Below are 26,090 nucleotides of genomic sequence, written 5' to 3'. Positions count from 1 at the left end.
CCCGTTATCACTTTGGGATCTGAAGGCCGACTTGCTATTTTAATTTTTTCTTTGGTGGATAACGTTTCACCTTGTAGGATTGAAGCTCAGGAAATGTTCCTGTACTATGAAAAATCCGTTGTTCATCTTCATTTGCAAAACGCCCTAAAACCGATTGTGTTGGTAAAATATTTACAAAGGCATTCTCATCGATACTGTAAACTGCCTGTTCTAAATCATAGAGTTCGTAGCGAGTAATGACCATCATAATCATCCGACCTTCTGCACCTGAATAGCCGCCGATTGAAGGTAACAAGGTCATGCCACGAGCGATTTGTTGAGAAACTTCTAAGGCAACGGCTTCTGGTCTCGTGGTGACAATCATTGCTGTGACTTTTTGGTGACTGGTATGAATCATGTCAACCACCTGACTCAAACAGTAAATAGAAATAATGGTATACAACGCACTTTCCCAGTTAAATACAAAACCAGCCAACAGCACAATAATACCATTTAATAGGAACATAAAATTACCAACTGTTTTCCCTGTTGTTTTTGAAAGAATCAGTGAAATAATGTCCATGCCGCCAGTGTTAAAACCCATTTTCAATGAAAGTCCTGCGCCAACGCCGACTAACACACCACCCATAATTGCGTTCATCAAAGGATTCGTTGTGACTGTTACGATTGGCACGAACATAGTGACAACGGAAATGCCAATAACATTGATGAAACTAAGAATCGTTGATTGTTTCCCTAACTTTACAAACCCTAGAACAAAGACAGGAATGTTTAAAAATAAAATGAAGATTCCTGTATTAATATGCATCCCTAAATTTGTATATAATAATGTAGCAATGATTTGCGCAATTCCGTTCATCCCTGCCGAAAAAACTTTTGCCGGAATTAAAAAGAAATTCAAACCGACCGCGGAAGTCAAGGCGGTTATCGCCATCACTGCTATTTTTTTTATCGATTCATTTCTTTGGTAAGTACTAACCAATCGACTCATTTTGCTTCGCTCCTTCGCTATTCTTCTGACTTAGAATAACAGGTTCTATCCTAAAAGAAAAGGGGCTAAAAGCGAACATTGAAAAAAATTTTTTTGCAACATTTCCATGAAAGAATGCGGGAAGATATCCCTAAAATTTGATCTGCTAATTTCTCTATTCAAAATGATTCTAACCTAACCTTTTTTGCTATTTCATGATATGATGAAGCAAAGAATATTTTAGGAGGTTTTTACATGGCTGCAAAAGAAGCAAGTTTTGATGTAGTTTCAGAGGTCAATATGGAGGAAGTCAAAAACGCAATTCAAATTGCCTTGAAAGAATTGAAAAATCGTTTTGACTTTAAAGGGTCAATTGCTGATATTAAATTGGAAAACGATAAATTAGTGGTCGTAGCTGAAGATGATTATAAAGTCGAGCAAGTGAAGGATATTTTATTTGGAAAATTAGTCAAACGCAATGTTCCGATTAAAAATATTCATTTCTCAGAAAGTGAAAAAGCCTTAGGCGGTACCGCCCGCCAATATGGTGATTTAATTAGTGGTATTGATAAAGAAAATGCCAAAAAAATCAACACAGCTATCAAAAACTCAGGGATTAAAGTTAAGTCACAAATCCAAGAAGACAAAATTCGGGTAACTGGAAAAAGTCGGGATGATTTACAAAAAGTCATGGCTCTTTTACGAGAATTAGATTTGCCAATGGCTCTTGAGTTTAATAATTATCGCTAAAAAAATCCTTCAACTGTTAATTAACAGTTGAAGGATTTTTTGGTTTTGGTATTGGCCATTCTTGATTATTCAATAAAACAATTGGTTGGCGCTTGATTTTTTCTGAAAAAGCAGCAATCGCTTTGAAAACCTTTGGCATAAAATAAAACGCATTTAATTCTTCTAAATTCAGTTCTTCTTCTGCCGTAAACGAGACACAAACCTCTTGTTCTGAAAGCATAATTTCAATTTTCCTTAAAAATTGAAATTGCCGCATTCCCGGCACGAAATAACCAGCCTTTGCTACACGAGAGGTTGTAATATCTAATTTATCACTAATGATTAGCGCTAGCGTCATTAACTCTTCCGAATCAAAGCCATTACTATGATTTTCTATAGAAGATAAAATTTCTTCTTGATAAGGCAAACAAATCTTTTGCTTACGAAAATATGCTTCTGCAAATTGTTTCCCACGAAGCGCATGTCCTGCTTTTCCTTGTAGCGCACCCACATCATGGAGCAGTGCCGCAATTTTTGCCGCTTCTAAATACTCCTCTGAAACAGCAAGTTGTTTCAAAATCATTTCCGTCATGGCTACGACATTGTTTACATGAAACCAATTATGGTAGGCCCACCCAGCTTCTTCATCTTCCATTTGACCAATTGCATCATAAATTTGTCGAATTTCAATATCTTGATAAATGCGTTCAAACAGCTTCATTTATTTTCTCCTTAAAATTAGTTACTGTTCCAAGAATTCTTTTAACTCTGCAGGATTTTTTTCACTGTTTAAACCAACAATTAAACGAATTCGCGCTTTCGGTCCGTTTAAGCCACGAGCAAAAACGACCCCCATTTTTTTCAAGCCAACGCCACCGCCAGCATAATCATAGATATCTTCAGCAATGCCATTGGAACATCGAGAAACTAAAACAACTGGAATCCCGTTGTCTAGCATTTTTTGTAATGCTGGGAGCGTTTCTGGCGGTAAATTGCCCGCACCTAGCGCTTCAATTACTAACCCATCCGTTTCTGGGGTGTTTAATAATTCAAACATCCGTTCACCCATCCCCGCATAGGCCTTCACTACGTGAACATTTCCTTTCACAGAAGAAACATCGCAGACTTCTTGCGGTAAAACCTCTTTCGCAAAAAAAGCACGTTCTTTCGCAATGGTTCCAATTGGTCCAAAAGTTGGCGTCCGAAACGTTGCGACGTTCGTTGTATGTGTTTTTGTCACATACCGTGCCGTATGAATTTCATCATTCATCACGACTAAAACACCTTTATCGTACGATTCGTCTGAACAAGCAGTCCAAATAGCACTGATGAAATTATACAAGCCATCACTACCGATTTCGTTACTTGACCGCATTGCTCCTGTTAAAACAATGGGAATTTTTTTCTCTAAGGTTATATCTAAAAAATAGGCTGTTTCTTCTAATGTGTCTGTTCCATGCGTAATAACAACGCCATCAATTGGTTCAGAATAAGCTTTTTGAATCCGTTCTTTTAATTGAAACATCCGTTCTAAGGTCATGTGTGGTGAGGGAATATTAAAAATATCTTCGACAACTAAATGAACCTTGCCAGAAAATAATGCTTCTTGTTCCATCAACGGATTTTTTTCATTTGGGGCAACACTTCCTCCTGCTACTTTCGACATGGAAATGGTCCCACCTGTATGAAGGACTAAAATGGTCTTCATTTGTTTCCTCCTTCGTTTTCTTTATTTTTTAACCAAAATTGTCTCACTTGTTGAATGAGTTGTTCATTGGCGTCTGCCTTTCGATACGCCAACCAATGCGGCGGAAAGAAACGCTGGACACTTGGCAATTCAAACCGTTCGTCTAATAACAAGACAAAGCCTTTATCTTGCGCATCTCGAATGACACGTCCAGCCGCTTGCAAGACTTTATTCATACCAGGAATTTGATACGCAAATTGAAACCCTTGCCCTCGCTCTTCTTGATAAAAAGTGCGGATCAGTTCTTGCTCTGGATTCATTTGTGGTAGCCCGACACTAACAATTATCGTACCAATCAATCGAGTACCTTTCAAGTCAATTCCTTCTGAAAATATACCACCTAAAACGCAAAAACCGATGAAAGTTTCTTGAGGATTCTCTTTAAATTCAGCTAAAAATGCTTCCCGCTCTTTTTCGTTTAAGTCCGTCCCCTGAATTTGCGTTTTTACTTGCGGATAACGTTGGCTAAATACTTGATAGACATCATCCATATAGGCATAGGAAGGAAAGAAAATTAAATAGTTGCCTGTTTTTGTTTCACTTAGCTTGCCTAAAAGTTCACTAATCTGTGGATAACTTTTTTCACGGTTTTTATAGGTTGTTTGAAGATGACTACCGATCATCAGCAATTGATTTTCTTCTGGAAAAGGATACGGAATCCGATAACGTAGGCTTTCTTCACCTCCACCAAGCACTTCTTGATAATAATTCAGAGGTGTTAAGCTTGCCGAAAATAAGATACTCGCTTTCCCTTTATCTAATCGTTGTGACAATAAATAAGCCGGATCGACACAAAATTGTTTCACAACACAGTCATAGTTTCGCAAAGAAATAGACGTATAAAAGCCGTTGTCGTAATACTCACTGATTCGAAGATAACTTAAACAATCAAAATAAAAACTGAGAATCGACGCCAATTCCTCAATGTGTTGATTTTCTGGCAACCATTCTGCAATTACTTCTGTTAATTGATGTATCTGTTTAACTAATGAATCAATTGGCGCGCGTTGGGCAAAAAAATCCGTGTCTTTTTCTTCACAGATTGCTTCAATATCATCAAACGTAGTTAAGACTTTTTGACAAGCTCTTTTTAATTGAACAGATTCTTTTTGCAATCTTTTTTGAATTTGTAAAACCGCATTCCTAGAAATAGCGGCCGAATACATCTCCCGTGAACGATTAACCAAATTATGGGTTTCATCCACTAAAAAAATATTCTCTTCTGCACTTTGGGGTTCTTCAAAGAAGCGCCGCAAATAAACCGTTGGATCAAATAGATAATTGTAATCGCCAATAATTAAATCACACCAAAGACTTGCATCTAGCGACAACTCGAATGGACACAATTGGTGCTTTTGTGCATACCGTTCAATAACCTCTCTCGTTAAATGATTTTCATGCTGCAATAAATCCCACAGTCCCTCATTTAAACGATCATAATAGCCGTCAGCAAACGGGCAATGTTCTGGCGTACAATTTCGTTCAGTTAAAAAACAAATTTTATCTTTTGCTGTCAACGTAATACTCTTAGTTTGCGCTTGTTTTTCGGACAGCGCTTTGACGGCATCTTCAGCCACTTGCCGCGTAATGGTCTTAGCTGTTAAATAAAAAATCCGTTCACCTTCTTCTTCACCAATTGCTTTCATTGCTGGAAAAAGAGTGGACATTGTCTTGCCAGTTCCAGTTGGTGCTTCCACAAAGAGCCGCTGTTTACTAAGAATCGTTTTGTAGACGGCTACCGCCAATTCTCGTTGTCCTTTGCGATACTCTCCGTAAGGAAAACTAAGATTTTTTAATGATTTATTTCTCAAAATACGCCATTCTTCTTTAAAAATTACCCACTGTTCATAGCGCCTCATCAAATCAGTAAAAAACTCCGCTAATGCAGCTTCTGTAAAATGGCGTTCTTGTCGTGTAATTTGTTTCGTAGTGGTCTGATAATAAGTGAGTTGAATTATTATTTCAGAAAGCTGTTCTTGTTGGCAATACATATGACCATAACACATCGCTTGATACCAAAACAATTCGACTTTTTCTGGCGGCAATTCTTCAAACGCTGGTTCGGATGTTTTAATTTCATCAATGACCACTTGACCAGTTTCTTTCGCAAAAATGCCGTCTGCACGACCTTCTACACAATAATTATGGCCATTTAAAGGCACCTCAATTTTTAAAGATACTTCCTTTTGATAAAGGCTCCCCGCTTCCTTTTGCAACATTCGATGAAGGCGACTACCTTCTTGTGGTGTATGTTCACTCACATGGCGAGAATCGATACTTCCCCGCCTTAAAATAAATTCGACCACTTGACGAACTGCAATTTTTCTCGTTGATTTCACGTAATCCCACCTATCTGCCTCCCTATTATAGAACATACATTCGCTAAACAAAAGCAAAAAATCCAAAACGAACACAATCATGCGTTCATTCTGGATTTCTCTTTAGATTATCAACAATTAAAAACAACTCGTTTCTTCTAACTGTTTGGTTTCTTTGCCATTTGCTTTTGCCACAACCAATTGCGCCATTTGTTTAAACGAATTATTTAAACCAATGCCGCCCTTTTTGGGCATCTTCACAATTGGCACTTGCTGATAATAGTGACTGACTGCTGGATTTTCTTCTGCCATCGCTGCAATTGCAGGAATGCCCGCAGCATTAAACTTACAAGCTAGACGAGCGGCCATTTCTCCAAAATTAGGATAATGCATGGCAGGTCCGCAAAGAACCGCATCGGCATGAAACTTTTTTGCAAAGCCAATAAATTTCTTTGCTACCTCTTCCTCGTTTTCCAAATAATATTGGTCTCCACAATAAAGGGTCGCAACAATTTCCGCTCCTTGCTTCTGTATAAATGGTAGCAATGTTACCCCTGGACCTAAGGGAGCTTTTTTACCACTTGGTTTCAACTGAGCTTGTTCATCACTGCCAAATCCTGCTAAACTGTGGTTTAAGACTAAAAGGATTTTTTTCACGCCTATTTCCTCCTTATTTATAAATCATCGAAGTCAAAGGAATCAAAATCTATTTCTTCACTCTCTTCTTCTTGTGCTTTCCATTCTTCACGTAAATATTGGTCATCCATAACTCGAATAAAAGGATAATAAATGAACATTCCTAGTACCAATAAGAGAGCTTGCAGAATTGATCCTTGCCAACCGCTGACTAAAAATCCTGAGATAATTGGCGGGGTCGTCCACGGCAATTGAATACCATTCGTCAATGGAACTAAGCCCCAATCCATAGCAAAATAGGCAATAATAATATTAATCGCAGGTACTAAGACAAATGGAATTAAAAGGATTGGATTTAAAACAATTGGTAACCCAAAAATGATTGGTTCGTTAATCCCAAAAACACCAGGAATTAGTGAAAGTTGCGAAAGCTTTTTAATTCGTTGACTTTTACAGAATAAGACCATCACAATGATTAATGAGAGTGTGGAACCGGCGCCACCAAATGTTGCAAACATATCTTGAAATTGCCCAGTGATGATGTTGGGAATTTCATGACCGTCTTTAAATGCTTGTAAATTTTCAACAGACAATGCCCGCAAAACAGGATTAAAGACTGCGCCAACCACACTACCTCCGTTAATGCCAAAGAACCAAAAGAAGTGTAAAAATAAATAAGCAATGCTCATTGCACCTAAGGTATTACCAAGACTCAATAAGGGCGTTTGTAGAAATTCAAAAATAACATCTTGTAAATTACCATAAGGAGTTAAAGCAGCCAGCCAATTGACTAAAAACATGAGAGTAACAACTAAAAAACTCGGAATCAGAGCCTCAAAAGACTTAACCACTGTTGGTGGCACTCCTTCTGGCATTTTTATTGTCCACCCTTTACGAACAATGGCCACAAATAAACGAGTCGCAATTAACGCGACAATCATTCCTAAAAACAAGCCACTGGAACCCATCCATTTTAAAGGTAAACTGGTAACTTCATAAACCTTTGAACTATTTTCCGGTGTAAATAATGTTTGATAAGGCGTTACAATAAAAAATGAAACCAATGCGATAATTCCTGCTTGCATTGCATCCACATTGAATTGTTTCCCTAAACTATAGGCAATACCGACAACGGCCAGAATGGTCATTACATCAAAACTAGCACTAGCTGGAACAGACATCATTGTCGCCCAGTCTTTACCAAGCAAATGAGACATCCAAGTATCCCATTGTGGCAAAGGAAAATTAGCAATTAATAAGAAGACCGAACCAACAATCAACAAGGGCGTTGATAAAAGGAAGCCATCACGAATCGCTACTAAATACTTATTTTCTCCTATCACTTTTGCCAACGGGGTCAATACGCGCTCTAACCAATCCAAAAATTTTTGCACGGTCGTCACTCCTATCTATTATTTTTTATTTTGCTTAATTAACCGCAGCGCTTCTTTCAATGCTTTTTCGCCATCCATCATGCCATAAATTTCTGGCGCAATTGCAGCGACAGGAATCCCTTGAGGAGCAAATTGTTCTTTTGTTTTTTCTAATAAAAAACGGACTTGTGGTCCTAATAAAATAACAACAGGCTTCTCTGCTTCAACCACTTCTTGTGCTCTTGCAATAGGAAAAGCAGTAATCATTAAAGGCATTTGATGTTTTTCAACCACTTCCATCATTTTATTCACCATAATACTTGTAGACATTCCAGCATCACAAAAAAGATAAATTTGTTTTTTACTCATGTTCCTTCACTCTCCTCATTTATTCAATTGGTGCTTTAATTCTTTTTTCATAGGCCGCTAACCATTCTTGTGAAATTGGCTGAATCTCTGTGGTATGATTCTTGCCTGGATTTGCAATATAAATTTCTGGTTGCTGCATATCAGTACCAACCGTAAAAGTAAATTCCACATTCGTAGCTACGCCCCAGTCTCCCTGTTTGTTCATGGCCACCAGTGAAAAAGCTCCTGCTTTCCCATAACGTTGGGTCAATTTTTCGTGAAAAGCATAGACCGCTTGATCACATGCTTGTTGTGGCGAGCGCCCCTCCCCCATTAAACGGACGATTTCATAAGAAAGACAGCCTTTCATTAAATCTTCACCTAATCCTGTAGCCGCAGCACCACCAATTTCGCTATCAACATAAAAACCAGAACCTGACAGTGGTGAATCGCCGACACGTCCTGCTTTTTTCATAAAGAGTCCCGAACTGGAAGTGCCAGCTGCCATTGATCCTGTTTGGTCTAACGTAATAGCGCCGACAGTATCATGCCCATCATAGGGGTCCAACTGATTTTCCTGAATTTCTTTTAAACGCTTTTGCCACCATTGATTAGCGCGTTCTGTCAACATATTCTTTCTTTCAAAACCGTGCAACATTGAATATTTCGTTGCACCTGCGCCAACACGAAAACTATTAAATTTCTCTTTACTTAATGCTTTAGCCACTGAAATCGGATTTTTAACATCTGTAATTCCTGCCACAGCACCAATTGCAAATGTGTCTCCATCCATATAGGCAGCATCCATTTCTAAAATCCCTTCCTCATTAGGTAAACCGCCGTAGCCCACTGACTTATAAAAAGGATAGTCTTCTACTTCTTTAATTAATTGTTCCACGGCCGTGCCTGCAGCACCTCCTTGTTGTAATTCTTCTGTAGCTTTTAGTAACCCATCATGTGCCATCCGCCATGTCGCAATTGCACCCCAAGTCATTTTCCATCCGCCCTTTCGTTAACGCTTACATTTCTCCACTATTATAAACTAGTATATACTGTTTTGTATATACTGGAAATGAAATTTTAAACAGAAAAATAGAAGATACACGTATGCGACCTCTACGAAACACATTGGCTTCTTCTCATACGTGTATCTTCTATTGGTTTTACGCTTCTGTTAATGCAATCATCGCTTGCATATAGATTTCCAGATTAAGCAGTAAATCTTTTTCATCCATATATTCATCTTGGTTATGCGCAATGCCTTTTTGACCAGGAAATGATGGACCAAAAGCAACGATATTCGGCATAAAGCGAGCATACGTAGCACCTGTAGTTGTAACTGGCGTCCCATCTAAGCCAGTAATTTGTTCATAAACCTTGGTTAATTTTTGAACATTGCGCTCATCTTTTGGAAACAGCGTACTAGGGAGGCGGCGGATGACGGTCACTTCACTTTCTGGAAATAGTGCCTTTATTAGCTGCGTGGTTACTTCGTTTTCTGTAATAGAAACAGGATAACGCACGGCCAATGATAACACCAATTGCTGTCCTCGTTTTTCCAACGCATAGGGCGTTAAAATCAATTGCCCGCTATCCTGGTCCTTAAAGTCCAGAGCTACTCCTTCGCCATAGTGCTTTTCGTGAAAACTAGCGGTTAACCAGTCAAAATACTGTAATAAATTTCCTTTGACTAACTGTTCCTCGCTAATTTTCTGTGCCAATAAAGTAATCGCGTTCTTGCCTAGTTCTGGCGCATTGGAAGGAGCACGTTTTCCCGTGATTGTTGTTGTTTTTCCCGCAATTATCACACTTAATTGATCAGGCACATGGTCTTTTGCTTGATCACCCATAATCTGACTAATTTGTTCACTTGAATCATCTGGGATGGTCGTTGTGATTTCATAATTAACAATCCCTCGCTCCCCATAAACTACTGGATATTTACAATCTGGAGTAAATCCAAAAACGGGTGCGTTTTCCTTCTCTAAATATAAGGGGATATCTCCACTCCCACTTTCTTCATCCGTGCCAAACATTAAGCGAATGGTTTTCTTTGGTTGGTAACCAAGTTCTTTCAGTAATTTCATTCCATACAGGCAAGCCAAGATAGGACCTTTATTATCTAGAATTCCTCTACCATACAAACGTTGATTTTTTTTCGTTAATTGAAATGGCGGCACTGACCAGCCAGAACCTTCTGGTACTACGTCTAAATGACCAATAATCCCCAGATATTCTTCCGCTGTTCCCCATTGCGCATAGCCAACTGCGTCATTGACAATCTCAGTTTGAAAGCCATAACGCTCTGCAAGTTTCAGCGTTTCTTCCAAGGCTCTTTTCGCTCCTTCGCCAAAAGGTGCCTCTTTTTTAGGCGACCCTTTCACACTTCGAATCGCGATAATTTTGTTTAAGTCTTCATAAAATAAATCTTTTTGAGCGGCTATTTCTTCTTTTATCTTCATTCGTTCCAAGAACCTCCTAGCTCCACTTGGTTGTTTTCAGACGGGCTATAGCGGGTCAGTGTGTTTTTAAACGTGTACCGATCTGCTCGATATAAAGAGACATCATATAAAATAGGGGTTGCATCAAGCGCATAGGTGATAGAGTGGACTTGTAAAAGTGGCTGGCCCACAGGAACATTCAATAATTCTGAAATTTCCGCTTCAACTAAGATTGCTTCAATTTCTTGATGCGAATAAGCAATCTCGACGTTCTTCTCGATTAAGCAGAAAAGAGAGCCCTCGAAGTCTTGCTTCGTATGGCCTTGTACGTATGCCTGTGGCAAATAAATTTTTTCAACTGTCATTGGCTCGCCGTCTAACATTCGGCGGCGAATCAGTTCATAAATTGCCTCATTTTTGCCCACTTGGAGCGCCTCCCGAATTTTCTCAGCGGGATGTACTACTTCTTCAAAGGAAATGACTTCTGTCTGGCTTTTTTTCCCGTAAGCTTTGGCTGCCTCAGTAAAACCTTGTAAGCCAGCGCGACCACTTTGAATTTTCGCTTGCGACATCACATAACTACCTTTACCATGTCGTTTTACCAAAATATTTTTGCGGATCAAATCATCAATCGCTTTACGGATGGTCAAGCGACTGCAGTTATATTCTTTAGCTAAATCATATTCTGAAGGTAATTTTTGTGCACTTACATACAGACCGTCTCGAATCTTCTTTTCAATTTCTGCAGAAATTTGCTTAAATTTGGGTGCATTTTCTGTCATTTCATCGCCTAACTTTCTTCAAAAAATAAATTCCCTAGTATATACCACACTGTCTATACTAAATCAATTTTTAAGAAACCGCAATCATTTGTTGCGTTTCTTAAAAATCAAAAAAGAAAGCGAGCCACAAGACGCTTGGACTTGTGGCTCGCTTTCTTAGGAAAAAATATGTTATTTCCCTTTCATCCGTTCTTTGCCTTCTTGACACATATAGAGTAACGGACAGGCTTCACATTTAGGCGCTCTTGCTAGGCAATGATAACGCCCGAAAAAAATCATGGTATGGTGCGTTTTCACCCAGAGCTCTTTCGGAACTTTACGCATTAAGGTTTGCTCAACTTCAGTAACATTCGCATTTAGCTTACAAATTCTAAGGCGCTTAGATACTCGTTCCACGTGCGTATCTACTGCAAAAGCCGGTTCGCCGAAAGCATCTCCCATTACTACATTGGCTGTTTTTCTCCCCACGCCAGGTAAACTGACCAGTTCATCTCTGGTTTGCGGAACTTCTCCATTGAAGCGTTCTAAAAGTTGTTGTGCGCACGCTTTAATATTTTTTGCTTTGTTGCGATATAAGCCAATGGTTTTTATTTTAGCAATAATCTCTTCCACCGACGCAGCTGCTAAAGCTTCTGGTGTTGGAAAAGCTGCGAATAAACCAGGAGTCGCTTTATTTACCGATACATCGGTTGCTTGCGCACTTAAAATCACAGCAATTAATAATTCAAAAGGATTCTTATGTTTTAATTCACATTCTGCATTTGGAAACATCTCATACATAATTTCAATAGCTTCCATTGTTTTCACTTTTGATAGCATGGCCCACCTCCTTTTTATTCACTGTCTTCTGGATTTAACCAATTGTGTAATGTAACCTTTGGCAACGTTTCTTGTGTCTGCCCTTGTTGTTCAATCTCATTTTGAATCATAGAATCTTTTCGTTTTTTCTGATCAGCAGCCACTTGTTCTTTGGTGGTAATATTTTTACGCTCCCACGCAAGTAAAATACGATCAATATATTTCAAACTATACGCCTGATTTAAAACGGCTTCTCGCAACGCTAACCGGATTAACTCAGGGGAATAATGGTCCGTGTTCAACCACTGACCAATCATTTCTAATTCAATTGGTGAAAGTGGACGTCCGAATTCTTTTTCAAAGCCTTGGTAAAGCTGTTTAATTTCATCTTCGTGGTTTGCGACAACTTGTTTTTCTTTGCTCGTTTGTAAAAATAATTGAATCTTTTGAAAAACAGGCAGTAAATCATACGTATCCATCATTTGACCTTTTTGGTTTTGTTGTGTTTCAATTCGAATAAATCCGCGAGAAACCAATTGATTTAATAACTTATAAATCGTATCTGGCGTTTTGCCCATCGTCTCTGCAATCGCCATTAAGTCTGGAAATAAATCGCCTGCATTTTGCGAACGAAAAAGTTGCAGTAAAAAGAGAAATTCATCATCTTTCAAACCAATTTTTTGGTAATGATCAAATAGTAAGTTTGAGATTGTCGTTTCACCAGCTTCTAAATATTCACGAATTGATAACATTGTTGTTGTCCACTTCCCCTTGCTTGTTTCACTTATTGCACTTGATAAACATCAAAATAAATAGCTTTCATATAATCAATTAAATAACTAGGATTCAATTCTTCCCCCGTTGCATCATAAATTAATTGATTTGGTTTACGTGAAGCGCCGTACTGATGAATATGTTGTGTTAACCATTTACGGATATCAGAATAATCTTCCGAAGCTAAAATTTCATCAACAGATAATTCTTGTTTCATTGCGTGAAATAGTTGTGCAGCGTACATATATCCCAAGGCATAAGATGGGAAATAACCAAAGCTGCCTCCAGACCAATGAACATCTTGAAGGACACCTTCTAAATCATTTTCAGGTGATACGCCTAAGTACTCTTGGTATTTTTCGTTCCACACTTTTGGCAAATTAGCGACTTCCAAAGAACCATTAAACAACATTTTTTCAATTTCATAACGAATAATGATATGCAAAGGATAGGTAAGACTATCGGAATCAATCCGAATCAAACTTGCTTTCGTTTCTTTTAAAGAAGCATAGAAATCTTCAAAAGAAATATCATCAAAAGTACCTTCTGCGCATTCTTGGAAAAACGGGTATTGTTTTTGCCAAAAAGCCTGGCTGCTACCAATGATAATTTCATTAAAGAGCGATTGTGATTCGTGAATCCCCATAGAGGCGCCTTCGCTTAGTGGCGTAAAGTCAAATTTAGGATCAAAATTTTGTTCGTACATCCCATGACCTGCTTCATGAATCACACCAAATGTTGCCATTGAGAAATTATTTTCTTCCCAGCGCGTAGTAATCCGCGCATCATTTCGATTTAGAGCTGTCATAAATGGATGAACTGTATCATCTAATCGACCTTTTGAAAAATCATAGCCTAATTGTTCAACCACACCAATCACAAAACGGCGTTGTTGTTCTTTGGTCATTTTTCTAGATAAAAAGTCAGTTCTAGGCGGCGTACCTTTTTCCGCTAAAACGGTCCGAATTTCTTGAATCCCTTGTTTTACTTGGTCGAATACTTGGTCTAGCTTCTCAACCGTCATCCCTGGTTCAAATTGATTTAATAACACATCGTACGGTGTTTTTTCTTCTTTTTGCCAATAAGGAATGAACTCTTTTTGGAACGCAACGACCTTCGTTAAGGTTTCTTCTAACAAGCCGAAATCTTGTGCAGCGCGTGCTTTTAACCAATCTGTATGTGCTTGGTTTAATACTTTAACATATTCTTGCATACGTTCAGCTGGAACATTTTTATTCAAAGCATATTCTTCTTTTACTTTTTCAAAAACCAGTTTCCCTAATTCAGATAATTCTTCAGGGCGTGTCTCAAAATAGGCCAATGCTTCTTGAATAACTGGACCAATACTTCGTTCAAAATATAATCCGGTTAAATACCCTTCTACTTCTCCTCGAAAAGGACTACTTTTTTCTGGCATCCCAGTTGAGGAATCCCAGTCTAATAATGTCAAGGCATTTTTTAGTAATTGAATTTCTTTCACTTCTTGTAAAAATACAGTTTCCTTCATTTTTTAACACCAGCTTTCTTAGTCTTCCCGTGGTTTTCTTGGTGGACGTGTTCCCCAGTATTGGAATAAATCTGTTCGTAAGGCTCCGTTGTAAAGCTTCCGTTTTTTAGTAGCTTTGGCACCATAATATTCTTCAAAAGCAAGATCACTCGTCAGTATATACTTGCTCCAAGTAGTTAACGGACGGAAAACATGGCCCATTTCTTTGTACAAACGACGAACACTTTCCTCTTCTCCTAAACGTTCACCATAAGGCGGGTTAGCTACCATTACACCATATTCCTTCTCGGTTGTAAAATCTTTTAATGCCAATTGTTTAAAGGTAATTGAATCACCTAAGCCAACTTCCTCAGCATTCGCCCGTGCGACTTCAATCATTCGTCCATCAACATCTGAACCACAGATATCTAATTCGACATCGTAGTCTGCCTTTGCCTCGGCTTCGTTACGTACTTTTTCAAAAATTGCTGGATCCACCCAATCCCATGTTTCACAAGTAAAACTACGATTAAAGCCAGGGGCAATGTTATGGCCAATTAATGCTGCTTCAATACAAATCGTTCCAGAACCACAAACTGGATCATAAAAAGGACGATCTTTGCGCCAATTGGTCAACATCACTAAAGCAGCTGCCATGTTTTCCTTCAGAGGTGCGCCCCCTTTTTCAATGCGATAGCCCCGTTTAAATAAACTTGGCCCAGTCGTGTCCAACGTCAACGTCACTTTATCTTTTAGAAGAGCTACTTCTAATTTAAACAAAGCTCCTGTTTCGGTTAAAGGCACCGTCACTGGACGATGGTAAACTTCTCTTAAACGGTTAACAATGGCTTTTTTGGTGATGGCTTGGCAATCAGGTACACTATACAATTTTGACTTAATTGACTTACCTGCAACCGGAAATTCTGCATCTAAAGGCAAATAATCTTCCCAAGGAAGTGCTTTAACTTTTTCAAATAATTCATCAAAACTATAGGCGTTAAATTCGCCAACGACGATTTTAATCCGATCCGCTGTTCGTAGCCATAAATTGGCAGTGGCAATTGTTTCAACTGTGCCTTCAAAGACGGCCCGGCCATTTTCAACTTCACAGGGAATCCCTAAATCACGCAATTCTTTTCCAACTAATGCTTCTAAGCCACTAGCAGCCGTTGCAACAAGTTTGAATGTTTTTTCTTTCGTCATAAAAACTCCTTCTTGACTCTTTTTTATTGTTTGGAGCTAATAGTCATGCTGACTACTGCTCCGTTTGTTTTTTGTAATTGTCTGCTTTCTCTGAGCTAAACGGTCCTGTCTTGACCTCTTTAGAACAGAAAACTTACTACTTTTATCTCAGTTTCTTTATTTTAACATTTCTTTATTCTTTTCGTAAAAAAAGCCTTCACAACTACGTTGGAAGGTCTTCCTGAATTACTTGTAATTTTCTATAAGCCATGTTCTGTATCACCAATTCTTCAGGAAAAATTGGTGACGGTCATCATCTATCTGCAGAGTAAACTCTGCCTCTTCTACTCGTTCATTTCCTTTAGAAGAGCGCCCCTACCATTGTTTGGGTTGCTCGCTCGAGGGGTTTACCGCGTTCCACCGATGGAGTTTCCCACATCGCTTCGTCACTGTGGCACTTTCAAGGATACTTTGACATAGTCGAAACCTTAGTCATTTTTCCTGCCGTTACTCTAAAAGAGTACCTTAGCTTATGATTTCGCTAAGCACGAACACTACAAGCATCTCAGCTTGTGCGAGCATGGACTTTCCTCAGCTTGCAAAAGCAAACCGCGATCACCCGAAAATTACAAATCTGTTTAGACGAACAGCAAAAATTTACACACTACAACAAGTATCCACTAGTCTAACAAATGCTTTCTGTTCCTCGTGAAAACTTGACTTTAAATTGTCTTGTTAAAATTGACGTGTTTGTGCATTATCAACATCATGGTTCACTGGTTCTGCAGTCATTGACGGTGCAGAAGGCGTTACAGGTGTTGAAGGTGTTTCATCTAACTTTTTACCAAAAACTTCACGCTCTAAGTTTGATAAACGTTTTAAAATATCAAAGTTGGTCACTGCTGCACTTTTTGGTACTTCTTGAGCAACACGAGGCGTTGGTTGGGCTTTTGATAATTGGTCTAATTTTGCCATTAAGCGGCTGTTTTCTTCTTGCAAGCTTAATAATTCTTTATTATAAGCTTCGTAGTCTTTAATGACATTGTCTAAAAATTCGTCTACTTCAATTGGGTCATACCCGTTCATCATTTTCGTTTTAAATTCTTTTTGTAAAATGTCTTTAGGACTATATACTAAATTTGCCATGTTTACACCTCATTTGTTTATTTACGATAGAAAATTTCATAGTTCCACAAATACTATTGTAACGAAAAATAGCTAGAAAATCAAACAGATTCTCTAATCAATCACCGAGTTTTGTAAATCATCCATTGTAATTAAGCGAATATCATAGGGTTCTCGTTCCGAAAAATGTTGTGCGTCTTTTAAAAAATACTCCGTTTTACCAGGGTACTCTTTGTCATAAATAAGTAAACTACCTCCAGAATGTTCCAAAAGAAATTTCGTATGCATTTTTAATTGTGCTGGCGATTGATAGGGCTGGTGACTTACTGAGTTGATATAATCAGCCAAACCTTCCGCTTTCGTTAACAATTCTCGATTTTGTTCATTCCAATTATTGCCAAAGTCTTTAAATGGATAAAGCAAACCTAGCTGAACTTCTGGATACTCCGTTTTTAATTCACCGACTACTTCAGCCGTCCAAAGTTCAACACCTAAATTGCCAGAAATCAAAATCCATTCTACTCCCGCTTCAATATAACTGGCTAACTCTTTTTTTAAGACATTTTTAATAACTGAGATTTTCGGGTCTTTTCCTTGAAATATCCCCAATTCAAAGCTGCGATAACCGGTGACATAGAGGGTTTTTATCATTTCCATAAGTCATCCCTTTTCTTTCAAGTCTTTTTTTTGGTATAATACAGGCTAGGAGTGTGATAAACGTGACGTTCCATTATCCTAACGGAATACCTTATAATCATCATGAAGCACAATCACCAAAAAAACAAGTAAAAAAGAAACGCCCCGTTGAATTTGGTAATCGCGGGATGGATTTCGAAGAAGCGATCAATCAAAGCAATCAATATTATCTATTGAATAAGCAAGCAGTCGTTCATAAGAAACCCACTCCTGTTCAAATTGTTAAAGTAGATTATCCCAAACGAAGTGCGGCTGTTATTAAGGAGGCCTACTTTAGACAAGCTTCAACGACAGATTATAACGGTGTATATCAAGGCCGTTACATAGATTTTGAAGCGAAAGAAACGAAAAATACCACGTCCTTTCCCTTTAAAAATTTTCATCAACATCAAATTGATCATATGGAACAATGTATAGCACAACAAGGGATTTGTTTTGTGCTATTATGGTTTTCAAGCTTAAAACGCTGCTTCTTTTTTAGTGGTGAAAATCTAATAACGCATTGGAAAAACCAAGCAGTTACTGGAAAAAAATCTATGCCGCTTGCACTCATCGAGAACGAAGGAATTGAGTTATCTTTTGGAATCGCACCGCGAATCCCTTATCTCGACGCAGTGGAACAATATATTCAGACACACTAGATTCATAAAGTTTTGAAAGTATAACAAAGGAGTTGCTATTTATGCCAACCGCAAATTCAGGCTCGCGAGCTGCTAGACATGCATCCAACACCTCATCGAAGTCGAGTTACAAGAAAAAGACACAACCGCCGAAAAAGAAAAAACGGCTTGTTTTAAAAATCTTTCTTGGCTTACTTATCGCTGGGATGGTCGCTTTTTTAGCAGGCGTTGGTCTTTTTTGGTTCTATGCACGACAAGCCCCAAAATTAGAAGATGACAAACTGAATGCGACAGTTTCATCGAAGCTTTACGATATTAATAATGAAATTTTTGAGGATTTGGGCGCAGAAAAACGTGAATTAATTCAACCAAATGATGTGCCTCAGTTATTAAAAGATGCCATTGTTTCTGTCGAAGACCGTCGTTTCTATAAACACATTGGTGTGGATCCGATTCGGATTATCGGTTCTGCTCTTTCAAATGTCAAAAATGGTGGATTACAAGGCGGAAGTACCTTAACCCAACAATTAATTAAATTGTCTTACTTCTCTACAAAAGAATCTGACCAAACCTTGAAACGGAAAGCACAAGAAGCATGGATGGCAGTTCGTTTAGAACGTGAAAAATCAAAAGAAGAAATTTTAACTTACTACATTAACAAAGTCTACATGGCGAATGGTTTCTATGGAATGGAAACAGCGGCTGAAAATTATTATGGTAAACATTTATCTGAACTTGATTTACCACAAACGGCCCTACTGGCAGGTATGCCGCAAGCGCCAAACTCATATGATCCCTATACAAAACCAGATACTGCTAAGGAACGTCGGGATGTCGTACTTTACACAATGTACGACAATAAAAAAATCTCGAAAGCAGAGTACGAAAAAGCCAAAGCTACCCCGATTGATGAAGGCTTAGTCCCATTAAAAGCCAGTGATGACAATCGAAAAGTCGTAGATAATTACGTCAAAGAAGTAATCAATGAAGTGAAAGCAAAAACTGGTAAAAATGTTTACACAGACGGACTAGATATCTACACAAACTTAGATATGAATGCCCAAAAACAACTTTACGATATTGTCAACAGTGATCAATATGTTGCGTTTCCAGATGATAAAATGCAAGTGGCTTCAACCGTTATTGATGTTGCCTCCGGACAAGTCCGAGCACAAATTGGTGGTCGTCACATTCCTGATGATGTGCAATTAGGAAACAATTTAGCAGTCAACACCCAACGTGATGTTGGTTCAACCGTGAAACCAATCATGGATTATGGTCCCGCAATTGAGAATTTAAATTATTCGACGGGTCGCCTAATGGTGGATAAGCCAACGAAATATCCTGGTACCGACATTGATGTCTTCAACTCTGATTTAACATATCAAGGCGTCATTACTATGCGCCGTGCGATTATGGGTTCTCGTAACACAACAGCGGTCCAGACATTTGATGAAGTTGGTAAAGAAAACATCATGCCGTTCATTAAAGGACTAGGAATTGACTATAAAAACTTAGAAGCCTCGAACGCCATTTCAAGTAACACAAGCGATGTAGATGGCAATAAATACGGGATCTCCTCATTAAAGTTAGCAGCAGCTTATGCGGCTTTCGCCAATAACGGGATTTACAACAAACCGTATTACGTAAACAAAGTCGTTTTCAATGATGGAACTAGCGTTGATTATCAACCTGATGGCAAACGTGCGATGAAAGACTCTACCGCCTATATGATGACGGATATGTTAAAAGATGTTTTAAACGGCGGAACAGGATTTAACGGCGCCATTCCAGGCTTAATCCAAGCGGCCAAAACAGGGACTTCTAACTATACTGATGAAGATTTAGCGCGAATGGGCACAACAGAAAAAGGAATTGCTCCTGATAGTACCTTTGTCGGTTATACAACGCACTATGCCGTTTCCGTTTGGACTGGATACAATGATCGAAATACACCAATCTATCAAGAATACTATGGGATTGCTTCGGATGTTTATCGTGAAATAATGAGTTACTTATCTCAAAACGTTTCAAACGATGACTGGGTACAGCCAGACAGTGTTGTGCGAGTAGGAAATGAACTATACGTGAAAGATGCCTACGAGGTACCAAATGTACAAGTTTTACCAAGTGCTACCTCTTCAGCACCACAGCCAGAATCTAGCAGTACTGTGGAGTCCTCTTCCACAAAAGAAGCGGAAAGTTCCTCAAGTTCTAGTTCAGAAAGTGTCCCTTCTTCTTCATCGGAAGCACCACAATCAACAGAACAGCCAGCAAGCTCTTCCTCAGCAGAGCAACCAGCAACATCGGAACAACCACCTGCACCATCAAGTTCAAGTACACAAGAACCACCACAACCACCTGAAAGTAGTTCTAAACCAGATGAAAATAAGGCAGCATAAAAAGCACGGGGCTCATGATGAGCCCCGTACTTTTTATGAGCAAAAATGGACGAAGTGAACTGAATCGCTTCGTCCATTTTTGATTATTTACTTTCTTTATTTGCCAAAGCTGCACCAACAAACCCTTTGATTAAGCGTTGTGGACGATTTGGACGAGAAATTAATTCTGGGTGGAATTGACAAGCCACAAAGAATTGTTTTTCAGGGATTTCAACAATCTCAACTAAACGATTATCTGGTGAAACCCCAGAGAAAACTAAGCCATTTTCTTCAAATAGTTGACGGTATTTGTTGTTAAATTCATAACGATGACGGTGACGTTCTTGGACAACATCTTCATTTCCGTAAGCTGCTGCAGTTTTCGTCCCTTTTTTCAATTTACATGGATATAAACCTAAACGTAGTGTGCCACCTAAATTCTCGATATTTTCTTGATCTGCCATTAAATCAATAATGTTATTTGTCACGTCAGGATTAGTTTCTGCAGAACCAGCATCTTCTAAGCCCACAACGTTACGACCAAATTCTACACAGGCCATTTGCATACCTAAACAAATGCCAAGGAATGGTACGTCATTTTCACGAGCAAAACGAATTGCTTCAATTTTTCCTTCAATTCCGCGATCACCAAAACCACCAGGAACCAAAATACCATCTGCTGAACCAATTCTTTCAGCGACATTTTCAGCAGTTAATTCTTGTGAATCAACCCAATCAATTTCGATATCTGAATCAAAATCAAACCCAGCATGTTTTAATGCTTCTACAACAGAAATATAGGCATCTGGTAATTCAACATATTTACCCACCAGCGCAATTTTTGTTTTCTTTTTCAAGTTAAGAACTTTTTCTTCTAATGCACGCCACTCAGTCATGTCTGCAGCCGGTGCATCCAATTTTAAATGATCACAAACAATTTGATCCATGTTTTGTGCTTGAAGTGCTAATGGAATGGAGTACAATGTTTCAACATCACGAGATTCAATTACCGCTTCCGGATTAACATCACAGAATTGTGCTAATTTGTTTTTAGTGTTTTGAGAAACCGGTAATTCCGTACGGACCACTAAAATATTTGGTTGAATCCCTAAACTTCTTAATTCTTTAACACTATGTTGCGTTGGTTTAGTTTTCATTTCGCCAGCTGCTTTTAAGTAAGGAATCAAGGTTGTATGGATGTACATTACGTTGTCACTACCCATATCAGCTTTCATTTGACGCAATGCTTCTAGGAAAGGTAATGATTCGATGTCACCTACAGTCCCACCTACTTCTGTGATAATCACATCGGCATCTGTCATTTTCGCTGCGCGCATGATTTTTTCTTTGATTTCATTGGTAATGTGTGGAATAACTTGCACTGTTGCACCTAAGTATTCCCCTTTACGTTCTTTACGTAAGACTTCTGAATAAATTTTCCCAGTAGTTACGTTTGAGTATTTATTTAAGTTAATATCAATAAAACGTTCATAGTGACCTAAGTCCAAATCTGTTTCGGCACCATCATCTGTGACAAAAACCTCTCCATGTTGGTAAGGACTCATTGTCCCCGGATCCACATTAATATATGGATCGAATTTTTGAATCGTTACTTTTAATCCACGATTTTTTAATAATCGTCCTAAAGATGCTGCGACAATCCCTTTTCCGATAGAAGAAACCACGCCACCTGTAACAAAGATGTATTTTGTCATAATAGTTAAAAACCCTTTCTTTGATAATATTTTGTAGAGAGAAGTAAAACAACTTTGAAACTCTTACGTTTCTCCAAATAAAAAAGAAACAAAAATAGAAAAGCTCCCTATCCATTACGAATAGGGAGCTTGTAAGTTCGTTCAAACTTCTGACCTTCTTAAAGGTGCCCAAGTAGTATAATACAAGCAAACGGACATCAGGTCAAGTACTTCTATTCAAGAAAATAATTTTTTCTATTTTCTCATTTTACTTGAGTGTTCAACTAAAAAGCTTGACTCCTTCTTAGGAATCAAGCTTTTTGGGTTCTTACTCTTCAGAATATTCGTCATCAAAATCGTCTTCATCTTCAACATCATCGTCATCAATGATCGTTAAATCTTCTTCAATTTGCGGAATGTCTTCTTCATCATCATCTGAATCTGCACCAATCTCTTGTAAGTCAGAGTTGTATGCTTTGATTTCTTCATCTTCATCTTCTTCATCATCGTACAAGATGTCTTCTTCATCATCATTTGTTAATTCAGCATCTTCTGGATCGTCATCGTTATAGTCAATTACATCTTCATCGTTTGGATTAGTGATGAAGGCATTTACTTTTTTACGTTTTCTACGACGTGGTGCATCTTCTTCGTCTTCTTCCAAGCCATGTGTAACTTCTTCATCGATTGAATCGATTGGATACCATGAACGTAAGCCCCAACGATTGTCTCCTAATGAGATAAAGCTACCGTCGATGTTTAAATCTGTATAAAATTGTGCTAATTGGTCACGAATTTCACTATCAGACTTGCCAAGATAATTTTGGATTTGGTTAACTAAATCAGAAAAATCCATTACATCTGCATGTTGTTCTAAAATAGCGTGTGCTACTTCAATCATGGATAATTCTTTTTTGTTTAACCCTTCAAATACATTAATTTCCAAGAGGTACACGTCCTTTCACAGTCTACTCCTTATCATACAAAAACATTGAAAAAAAATCAATTCTATTCTGCAATATTTATGCAGTAAATTCTAATTCTAAATGATATTCTCCGATTCGCTCTGTTTGAGAGTATAAATCATAATCAACTAAAATCTTACCAGACATCGGTTGGTCTTTTAAACTAACACGCAAATTATGTGTAAACGTACTAATTTGTAGCAAGCCATACGGAGTTCGATAACTTGTATCTAATTTTTCCTGATAGCCAAATCTTAAACGCATCCGCAATTCGCCGGCACGAATCAACTGAACATGCCCGTCTGGTTCAATTTTAATGGTTACGGGGGTTGGTTCTGTATCCTCTAATAATTCTTCTTTGTAACGAATGTATAATGTATCACCCATTTTTACTAATTGACCTTCTAAGTCAAAGAAAAAATCTTTTTGTTCGTTGCCTTGTTGGACAATCGTTTTTAGTTGAATCGATACAGGAACGCCTGTTGATAAATCCATAATGGTCACTCCTTTTCCAAAATATAACTTTCTTATTGTTGACTTTTTCAGTGTGTTTGTCAACTAAAGTCAATTCTCCCTTGCTTATGTACCTTTTCTTATTGTATAAGCTCTTTTCACGGGTTGCAAGCATTTGTTTCATCTATTTAATAAGAAAACCGTTTACTATTTTAGAGAATTCCTTCAGAATTCGTTTATATAACATGCTTTTTTACGTTTTTTGTATATAATATAAGAGAGAGTAAGAAAATAAACGTATTAAATGACGTAATTATAAATAGACAGGACGTTTTTTATGAGCACAACTTTTCCCCTTCAAACCGAATCATTTATACTCCTTGATTCAGGTTGTTTAACAAACAGTGACTATTTTTTACCTTTTGCCTTGACCGATGTTTTAACCACATTTTCAGGAATGCAGCACCAACCAATCATTCATTTTTGGCAATTGGATCAAGCAATGATTCTTGGCATGAAAGATACCCGTGTACCACATCTAAAAGAAGGAATCACTTCTCTGCAAGAAAACGATTATTCTGTAGTCGTTCGCAATGCCGGCGGTTTAGGGGTGATTGCTGATTCGGGTATTTTAAATGTTTCACTTATTTTACCAAATAATTCTGAACACAAATTAAGTATCGATGCGGCTTATGAATTAATGTGGGCTTGGCTCCGTCAGAGTTTTCCGGAGAAAGAGATTGACGCCTTTGAAATTACTACATCCTATTGTCCCGGTACTTATGATTTAAGTATTGGCGGTCAAAAGTTTGCTGGGATTGCCCAACGACGTGTCAAAGACGGCATTGCTGTCATGATTTACATCAGCGTTAACGGCAATCAACTTGCTCGTGGAGAAGTGATGCGAGACTTTTACCTTGCTGGCTTACAAGAACAATTTGGTGAAAATGGCTATCCACCCGTTGATCCAGCAGTGATGGCAAATTTAGAAACCCTGATTGAGACTCCATTAACAATAGACGCCGTAAAAACCCGTTTAATCGAAGCATTACCTCAACAATTTGAAAAATCTATTGATCCAAACTTAACCGAACCAATTATAACCTCAGAATGGTTCCAAACAAATTTAACTGTCCAGCTGGAAAAAATGGCGCAACGAAACGCCTTAATTAAAGGAGAGATCGTATGACGATTCCGTATAAAGAGCAACGATTACCAATCGAAAAAGTTTTCCGTGATCCCGTCCATAATTATATTCATGTCCAACATCAAGTGATTTTAGATCTTATTAATTCTGCTGAAGTGCAACGATTACGTCGTATTAAGCAACTAGGCACTTCTTCTTTTACGTTTCACGGTGCCGAACATAGTCGTTTTTCCCATTCTTTGGGTGTTTACGAAATTACACGTCGGATTTGCGAGATTTTCCAACGTAACTACTCTGTGGAACGATTAGGTGAAAACGGTTGGAATGACGACGAGCGTCTGATTACACTTTGCGCAGCCTTATTACATGATGTCGGTCATGGTCCTTATTCACATACTTTCGAGCATATTTTTGATACAAACCATGAAGCAATCACGGTCCAAATCATCACCTCACCAGAAACGGAAGTCTATCAAATTTTAAATCGTGTTTCGGCAGACTTTCCTGAAAAAGTCGCCAGCGTTATTACTAAACAATACCCAAATCCTCAAGTGGTTCAAATGATTTCTAGTCAAATTGATGCCGATCGCATGGACTATCTGCTGCGTGATGCTTACTTTACAGGGACGGAATATGGAACTTTCGATTTAACTAGAATCCTACGTGTGATTCGACCGTACAAAGGAGGCATTGCCTTTGCTATGAATGGAATGCATGCGGTGGAAGACTATATCGTTAGTCGTTATCAAATGTATGTCCAAGTTTATTTCCACCCTGTTTCTCGCGGGATGGAAGTGATTCTTGATCATTTATTGCATCGGGCGAAAGAATTATTTGAAAACCCTGAATTTGACTATGATTTACAAGCGTCTCTGCTTGTGCCATTCTTTAAAGGAGACTTCACATTACAAGAATATTTAAAATTAGATGATGGCGTCCTCTCTACGTACTTTACACAATGGATGGACGTGCCTGATTCAATTCTAGGTGATTTAGCCAAACGTTTCCTTATGCGTAAGCCCTTGAAATCAGCCACCTTTACGAATGAAAAAGAGAGCGAAGCGACGATTGCTTATTTAAGGGAATTGATTGAAAAAGTTGGTTTCAACCCTAAATATTATACTGCAATTAATTCAAGCTATGATTTACCTTACGATTTTTATCGTCCAAATAAAGACCGTCATCGTACACAAATTGAATTAATGCAAAAAGATGGCTCATTAGTGGAATTGGCAACGGTCAGCCCCCTAGTTGCAGCACTTGCTGGTCAGAGTCAAGGAGATGAACGTTTCTATTTCCCTAAAGAAATGCTTGACCAAGGAAATAAAAAACATTACGATTTATTTGATGAGACGTATCGTGAGTTTTCAAGTTACATTCATAATGGTGCGTTAGTTTTAAAAAAATAGGTTTTCTAGGAGGATT

General features: G+C 38.3%; 24 protein-coding genes and 1 other RNA gene. 5 read left to right on the top strand and 20 right to left on the bottom strand.

Annotation, left to right across the window (positions count from 1 at the left end):
* Window positions 1–34: 34 nt before the first annotated feature.
* Window positions 35–991, bottom strand: a complete 957-nt coding sequence (locus tag IGI87_RS05470; protein WP_104854337.1) for a YitT family protein — start codon at window positions 989–991, stop codon at window positions 35–37.
* A gap of 234 nt (window positions 992–1,225) precedes the next feature.
* Here IGI87_RS05470 and IGI87_RS05465 point away from each other — a divergent pair, with 234 nt between their 5' ends.
* On the top strand, window positions 1,226–1,720 hold the full coding sequence (locus IGI87_RS05465; protein WP_002357974.1) for a YajQ family cyclic di-GMP-binding protein: 495 nt from the start codon (window positions 1,226–1,228) through the stop codon (window positions 1,718–1,720).
* Window positions 1,721–1,736: 16 nt separating this feature from the next.
* Here the strand turns inward: IGI87_RS05465 and IGI87_RS05460 are convergent, their stop codons facing one another.
* The 16 genes from IGI87_RS05460 to IGI87_RS05385 form a co-directional block, all read right to left on the bottom strand.
* A complete protein-coding gene (locus IGI87_RS05460) occupies window positions 1,737–2,420 on the bottom strand; it encodes an HD domain-containing protein (RefSeq protein ID WP_438736424.1) in 684 nt (227 codons plus the stop codon).
* Between the two features lie 21 nt (window positions 2,421–2,441).
* Entirely contained in the window at window positions 2,442–3,407 is a 966-nt protein-coding gene (locus tag IGI87_RS05455; protein WP_002357976.1) for an asparaginase, read from the bottom strand.
* Window positions 3,404–5,866 carry an ATP-dependent DNA helicase gene (locus IGI87_RS05450; RefSeq protein WP_438736423.1) on the bottom strand — a complete coding sequence of 821 codons (2,463 nt, stop codon included), beginning with the start codon at window positions 5,864–5,866 and terminating at the stop codon, window positions 3,404–3,406. Before IGI87_RS05450 ends, IGI87_RS05455 begins: the two co-directional genes overlap by 4 nt.
* Before the next feature lie 36 nt (window positions 5,867–5,902).
* Window positions 5,903–6,421, bottom strand: coding sequence for a GrdB-related putative oxidoreductase (locus IGI87_RS05445; protein ID WP_438736422.1), 519 nt, complete (start codon window positions 6,419–6,421; stop codon window positions 5,903–5,905).
* 17 nt (window positions 6,422–6,438) lie between these two features.
* A complete protein-coding gene (gene celB / locus IGI87_RS05440) occupies window positions 6,439–7,794 on the bottom strand; it encodes a PTS cellobiose transporter subunit IIC (RefSeq protein WP_002384702.1) in 1,356 nt (451 codons plus the stop codon).
* An 18-nt stretch (window positions 7,795–7,812) separates the two neighbouring features.
* A complete protein-coding gene (locus IGI87_RS05435; RefSeq protein ID WP_248857916.1) occupies window positions 7,813–8,142 on the bottom strand; it encodes a PTS sugar transporter subunit IIB in 330 nt (109 codons plus the stop codon).
* A gap of 19 nt (window positions 8,143–8,161) precedes the next feature.
* The gene (locus tag IGI87_RS05430; protein ID WP_368552505.1) at window positions 8,162–9,115 is read right to left on the bottom strand and encodes a N(4)-(beta-N-acetylglucosaminyl)-L-asparaginase; all 954 of its coding nucleotides are present in this window, start codon (window positions 9,113–9,115) and stop codon (window positions 8,162–8,164) included.
* Between the two features lie 169 nt (window positions 9,116–9,284).
* Window positions 9,285–10,583: a Sapep family Mn(2+)-dependent dipeptidase gene (locus IGI87_RS05425; protein ID WP_104854332.1), complete on the bottom strand. Its 1,299-nt coding sequence runs from the start codon at window positions 10,581–10,583 to the stop codon at window positions 9,285–9,287.
* Window positions 10,580–11,344, bottom strand: a complete 765-nt coding sequence (locus IGI87_RS05420; RefSeq protein WP_002357984.1) for a GntR family transcriptional regulator, LSA1692 subfamily — start codon at window positions 11,342–11,344, stop codon at window positions 10,580–10,582. Before IGI87_RS05420 ends, IGI87_RS05425 begins: the two co-directional genes overlap by 4 nt.
* 171 nt (window positions 11,345–11,515) lie before the next feature.
* Window positions 11,516–12,163, bottom strand: a complete 648-nt coding sequence (gene nth, locus IGI87_RS05415; RefSeq protein WP_104854331.1) for an endonuclease III — start codon at window positions 12,161–12,163, stop codon at window positions 11,516–11,518.
* 14 nt (window positions 12,164–12,177) lie between these two features.
* Window positions 12,178–12,894, bottom strand: coding sequence for a DnaD domain protein (locus IGI87_RS05410; protein WP_104854330.1), 717 nt, complete (start codon window positions 12,892–12,894; stop codon window positions 12,178–12,180).
* A 32-nt stretch (window positions 12,895–12,926) separates the two neighbouring features.
* Window positions 12,927–14,423, bottom strand: a complete 1,497-nt coding sequence (locus tag IGI87_RS05405) for a carboxypeptidase M32 (RefSeq protein WP_104854329.1) — start codon at window positions 14,421–14,423, stop codon at window positions 12,927–12,929.
* 18 nt (window positions 14,424–14,441) lie between these two features.
* A complete protein-coding gene (locus tag IGI87_RS05400) occupies window positions 14,442–15,605 on the bottom strand; it encodes a THUMP domain-containing class I SAM-dependent RNA methyltransferase (protein WP_104854328.1) in 1,164 nt (387 codons plus the stop codon).
* 237 nt (window positions 15,606–15,842) lie between these two features.
* Window positions 15,843–16,211: RNase P RNA component class B (gene rnpB / locus IGI87_RS05395), an RNA gene on the bottom strand.
* A gap of 108 nt (window positions 16,212–16,319) precedes the next feature.
* Window positions 16,320–16,730: a cell division regulator GpsB gene (gene gpsB, locus IGI87_RS05390; protein ID WP_104854327.1), complete on the bottom strand. Its 411-nt coding sequence runs from the start codon at window positions 16,728–16,730 to the stop codon at window positions 16,320–16,322.
* A gap of 93 nt (window positions 16,731–16,823) precedes the next feature.
* Entirely contained in the window at window positions 16,824–17,366 is a 543-nt protein-coding gene (locus IGI87_RS05385; RefSeq protein ID WP_104854326.1) for a DUF1273 domain-containing protein, read from the bottom strand.
* A gap of 62 nt (window positions 17,367–17,428) precedes the next feature.
* Between IGI87_RS05385 and recU the strand changes: the two genes are divergently transcribed.
* Complete coding sequence (gene recU, locus IGI87_RS05380; protein ID WP_280210192.1) at window positions 17,429–18,046, top strand: Holliday junction resolvase RecU; 618 nt, start codon at window positions 17,429–17,431, stop codon at window positions 18,044–18,046.
* Between the two features lie 41 nt (window positions 18,047–18,087).
* On the top strand, window positions 18,088–20,427 hold the full coding sequence (locus tag IGI87_RS05375; RefSeq protein ID WP_280210191.1) for a PBP1A family penicillin-binding protein: 2,340 nt from the start codon (window positions 18,088–18,090) through the stop codon (window positions 20,425–20,427).
* Window positions 20,428–20,510: 83 nt separating this feature from the next.
* Here the strand turns inward: IGI87_RS05375 and IGI87_RS05370 are convergent, their stop codons facing one another.
* The 3 genes from IGI87_RS05370 to IGI87_RS05360 form a co-directional block, all read right to left on the bottom strand.
* The gene (locus tag IGI87_RS05370; RefSeq protein WP_002357995.1) at window positions 20,511–22,121 is read right to left on the bottom strand and encodes a CTP synthase; all 1,611 of its coding nucleotides are present in this window, start codon (window positions 22,119–22,121) and stop codon (window positions 20,511–20,513) included.
* Between the two features lie 307 nt (window positions 22,122–22,428).
* On the bottom strand, window positions 22,429–23,046 hold the full coding sequence (rpoE, locus tag IGI87_RS05365; protein WP_002357996.1) for a DNA-directed RNA polymerase subunit delta: 618 nt from the start codon (window positions 23,044–23,046) through the stop codon (window positions 22,429–22,431).
* 76 nt (window positions 23,047–23,122) lie between these two features.
* Complete coding sequence (locus IGI87_RS05360) at window positions 23,123–23,560, bottom strand: DUF1934 domain-containing protein (RefSeq protein WP_002382132.1); 438 nt, start codon at window positions 23,558–23,560, stop codon at window positions 23,123–23,125.
* Between the two features lie 295 nt (window positions 23,561–23,855).
* Between IGI87_RS05360 and IGI87_RS05355 the strand changes: the two genes are divergently transcribed.
* Both IGI87_RS05355 and IGI87_RS05350 read left to right on the top strand, forming a co-directional pair.
* Complete coding sequence (locus IGI87_RS05355) at window positions 23,856–24,707, top strand: lipoate--protein ligase family protein (RefSeq protein WP_438736421.1); 852 nt, start codon at window positions 23,856–23,858, stop codon at window positions 24,705–24,707.
* Window positions 24,704–26,074, top strand: coding sequence for a dNTPase (locus IGI87_RS05350; RefSeq protein WP_104854323.1), 1,371 nt, complete (start codon window positions 24,704–24,706; stop codon window positions 26,072–26,074). Before IGI87_RS05355 ends, IGI87_RS05350 begins: the two co-directional genes overlap by 4 nt.
* Window positions 26,075–26,090: the final 16 nt, after the last annotated feature.

Source organism: Enterococcus sp. DIV1444a (assembly GCF_051712125.1).
Classification (GTDB): domain Bacteria; phylum Bacillota; class Bacilli; order Lactobacillales; family Enterococcaceae; genus Enterococcus; species Enterococcus faecalis.
This window is presented reverse-complemented; position numbering and strand designations above follow the sequence as displayed.

Bases quoted from the DNA above. Each gene is read 5' to 3' on its own strand.
- IGI87_RS05350 (WP_104854323.1), top strand. From the start codon at position 24,704: ATGACGATTCCGTATAAAGAGCAACGATTACCAATCGAAAAAGTTTTC.
- IGI87_RS05450 (WP_438736423.1), bottom strand. From the start codon at position 5,866: ATGATTGTGTTCGTTTTGGATTTTTTGCTTTTGTTTAGCGAATGTATG.
- IGI87_RS05355 (WP_438736421.1), top strand. From the start codon at position 23,856: ATGAGCACAACTTTTCCCCTTCAAACCGAATCATTTATACTCCTTGAT.
- nth (WP_104854331.1), bottom strand. From the start codon at position 12,163: ATGCTATCAAAAGTGAAAACAATGGAAGCTATTGAAATTATGTATGAG.
- IGI87_RS05360 (WP_002382132.1), bottom strand. From the start codon at position 23,560: ATGGATTTATCAACAGGCGTTCCTGTATCGATTCAACTAAAAACGATT.
- IGI87_RS05430 (WP_368552505.1), bottom strand. From the start codon at position 9,115: ATGACTTGGGGTGCAATTGCGACATGGCGGATGGCACATGATGGGTTA.
- IGI87_RS05470 (WP_104854337.1), bottom strand. From the start codon at position 991: ATGAGTCGATTGGTTAGTACTTACCAAAGAAATGAATCGATAAAAAAA.
- IGI87_RS05400 (WP_104854328.1), bottom strand. From the start codon at position 15,605: ATGACGAAAGAAAAAACATTCAAACTTGTTGCAACGGCTGCTAGTGGC.
- IGI87_RS05455 (WP_002357976.1), bottom strand. From the start codon at position 3,407: ATGAAGACCATTTTAGTCCTTCATACAGGTGGGACCATTTCCATGTCG.
- gpsB (WP_104854327.1), bottom strand. From the start codon at position 16,730: ATGGCAAATTTAGTATATAGTCCTAAAGACATTTTACAAAAAGAATTT.
- IGI87_RS05435 (WP_248857916.1), bottom strand. From the start codon at position 8,142: ATGAGTAAAAAACAAATTTATCTTTTTTGTGATGCTGGAATGTCTACA.
- IGI87_RS05420 (WP_002357984.1), bottom strand. From the start codon at position 11,344: ATGACAGAAAATGCACCCAAATTTAAGCAAATTTCTGCAGAAATTGAA.
- IGI87_RS05385 (WP_104854326.1), bottom strand. From the start codon at position 17,366: ATGGAAATGATAAAAACCCTCTATGTCACCGGTTATCGCAGCTTTGAA.
- IGI87_RS05425 (WP_104854332.1), bottom strand. From the start codon at position 10,583: ATGAAGATAAAAGAAGAAATAGCCGCTCAAAAAGATTTATTTTATGAA.
- IGI87_RS05460 (WP_438736424.1), bottom strand. From the start codon at position 2,420: ATGAAGCTGTTTGAACGCATTTATCAAGATATTGAAATTCGACAAATT.
- IGI87_RS05405 (WP_104854329.1), bottom strand. From the start codon at position 14,423: ATGAAGGAAACTGTATTTTTACAAGAAGTGAAAGAAATTCAATTACTA.
- IGI87_RS05370 (WP_002357995.1), bottom strand. From the start codon at position 22,121: ATGACAAAATACATCTTTGTTACAGGTGGCGTGGTTTCTTCTATCGGA.
- IGI87_RS05375 (WP_280210191.1), top strand. From the start codon at position 18,088: ATGCCAACCGCAAATTCAGGCTCGCGAGCTGCTAGACATGCATCCAAC.
- IGI87_RS05410 (WP_104854330.1), bottom strand. From the start codon at position 12,894: ATGTTATCAATTCGTGAATATTTAGAAGCTGGTGAAACGACAATCTCA.
- IGI87_RS05465 (WP_002357974.1), top strand. From the start codon at position 1,226: ATGGCTGCAAAAGAAGCAAGTTTTGATGTAGTTTCAGAGGTCAATATG.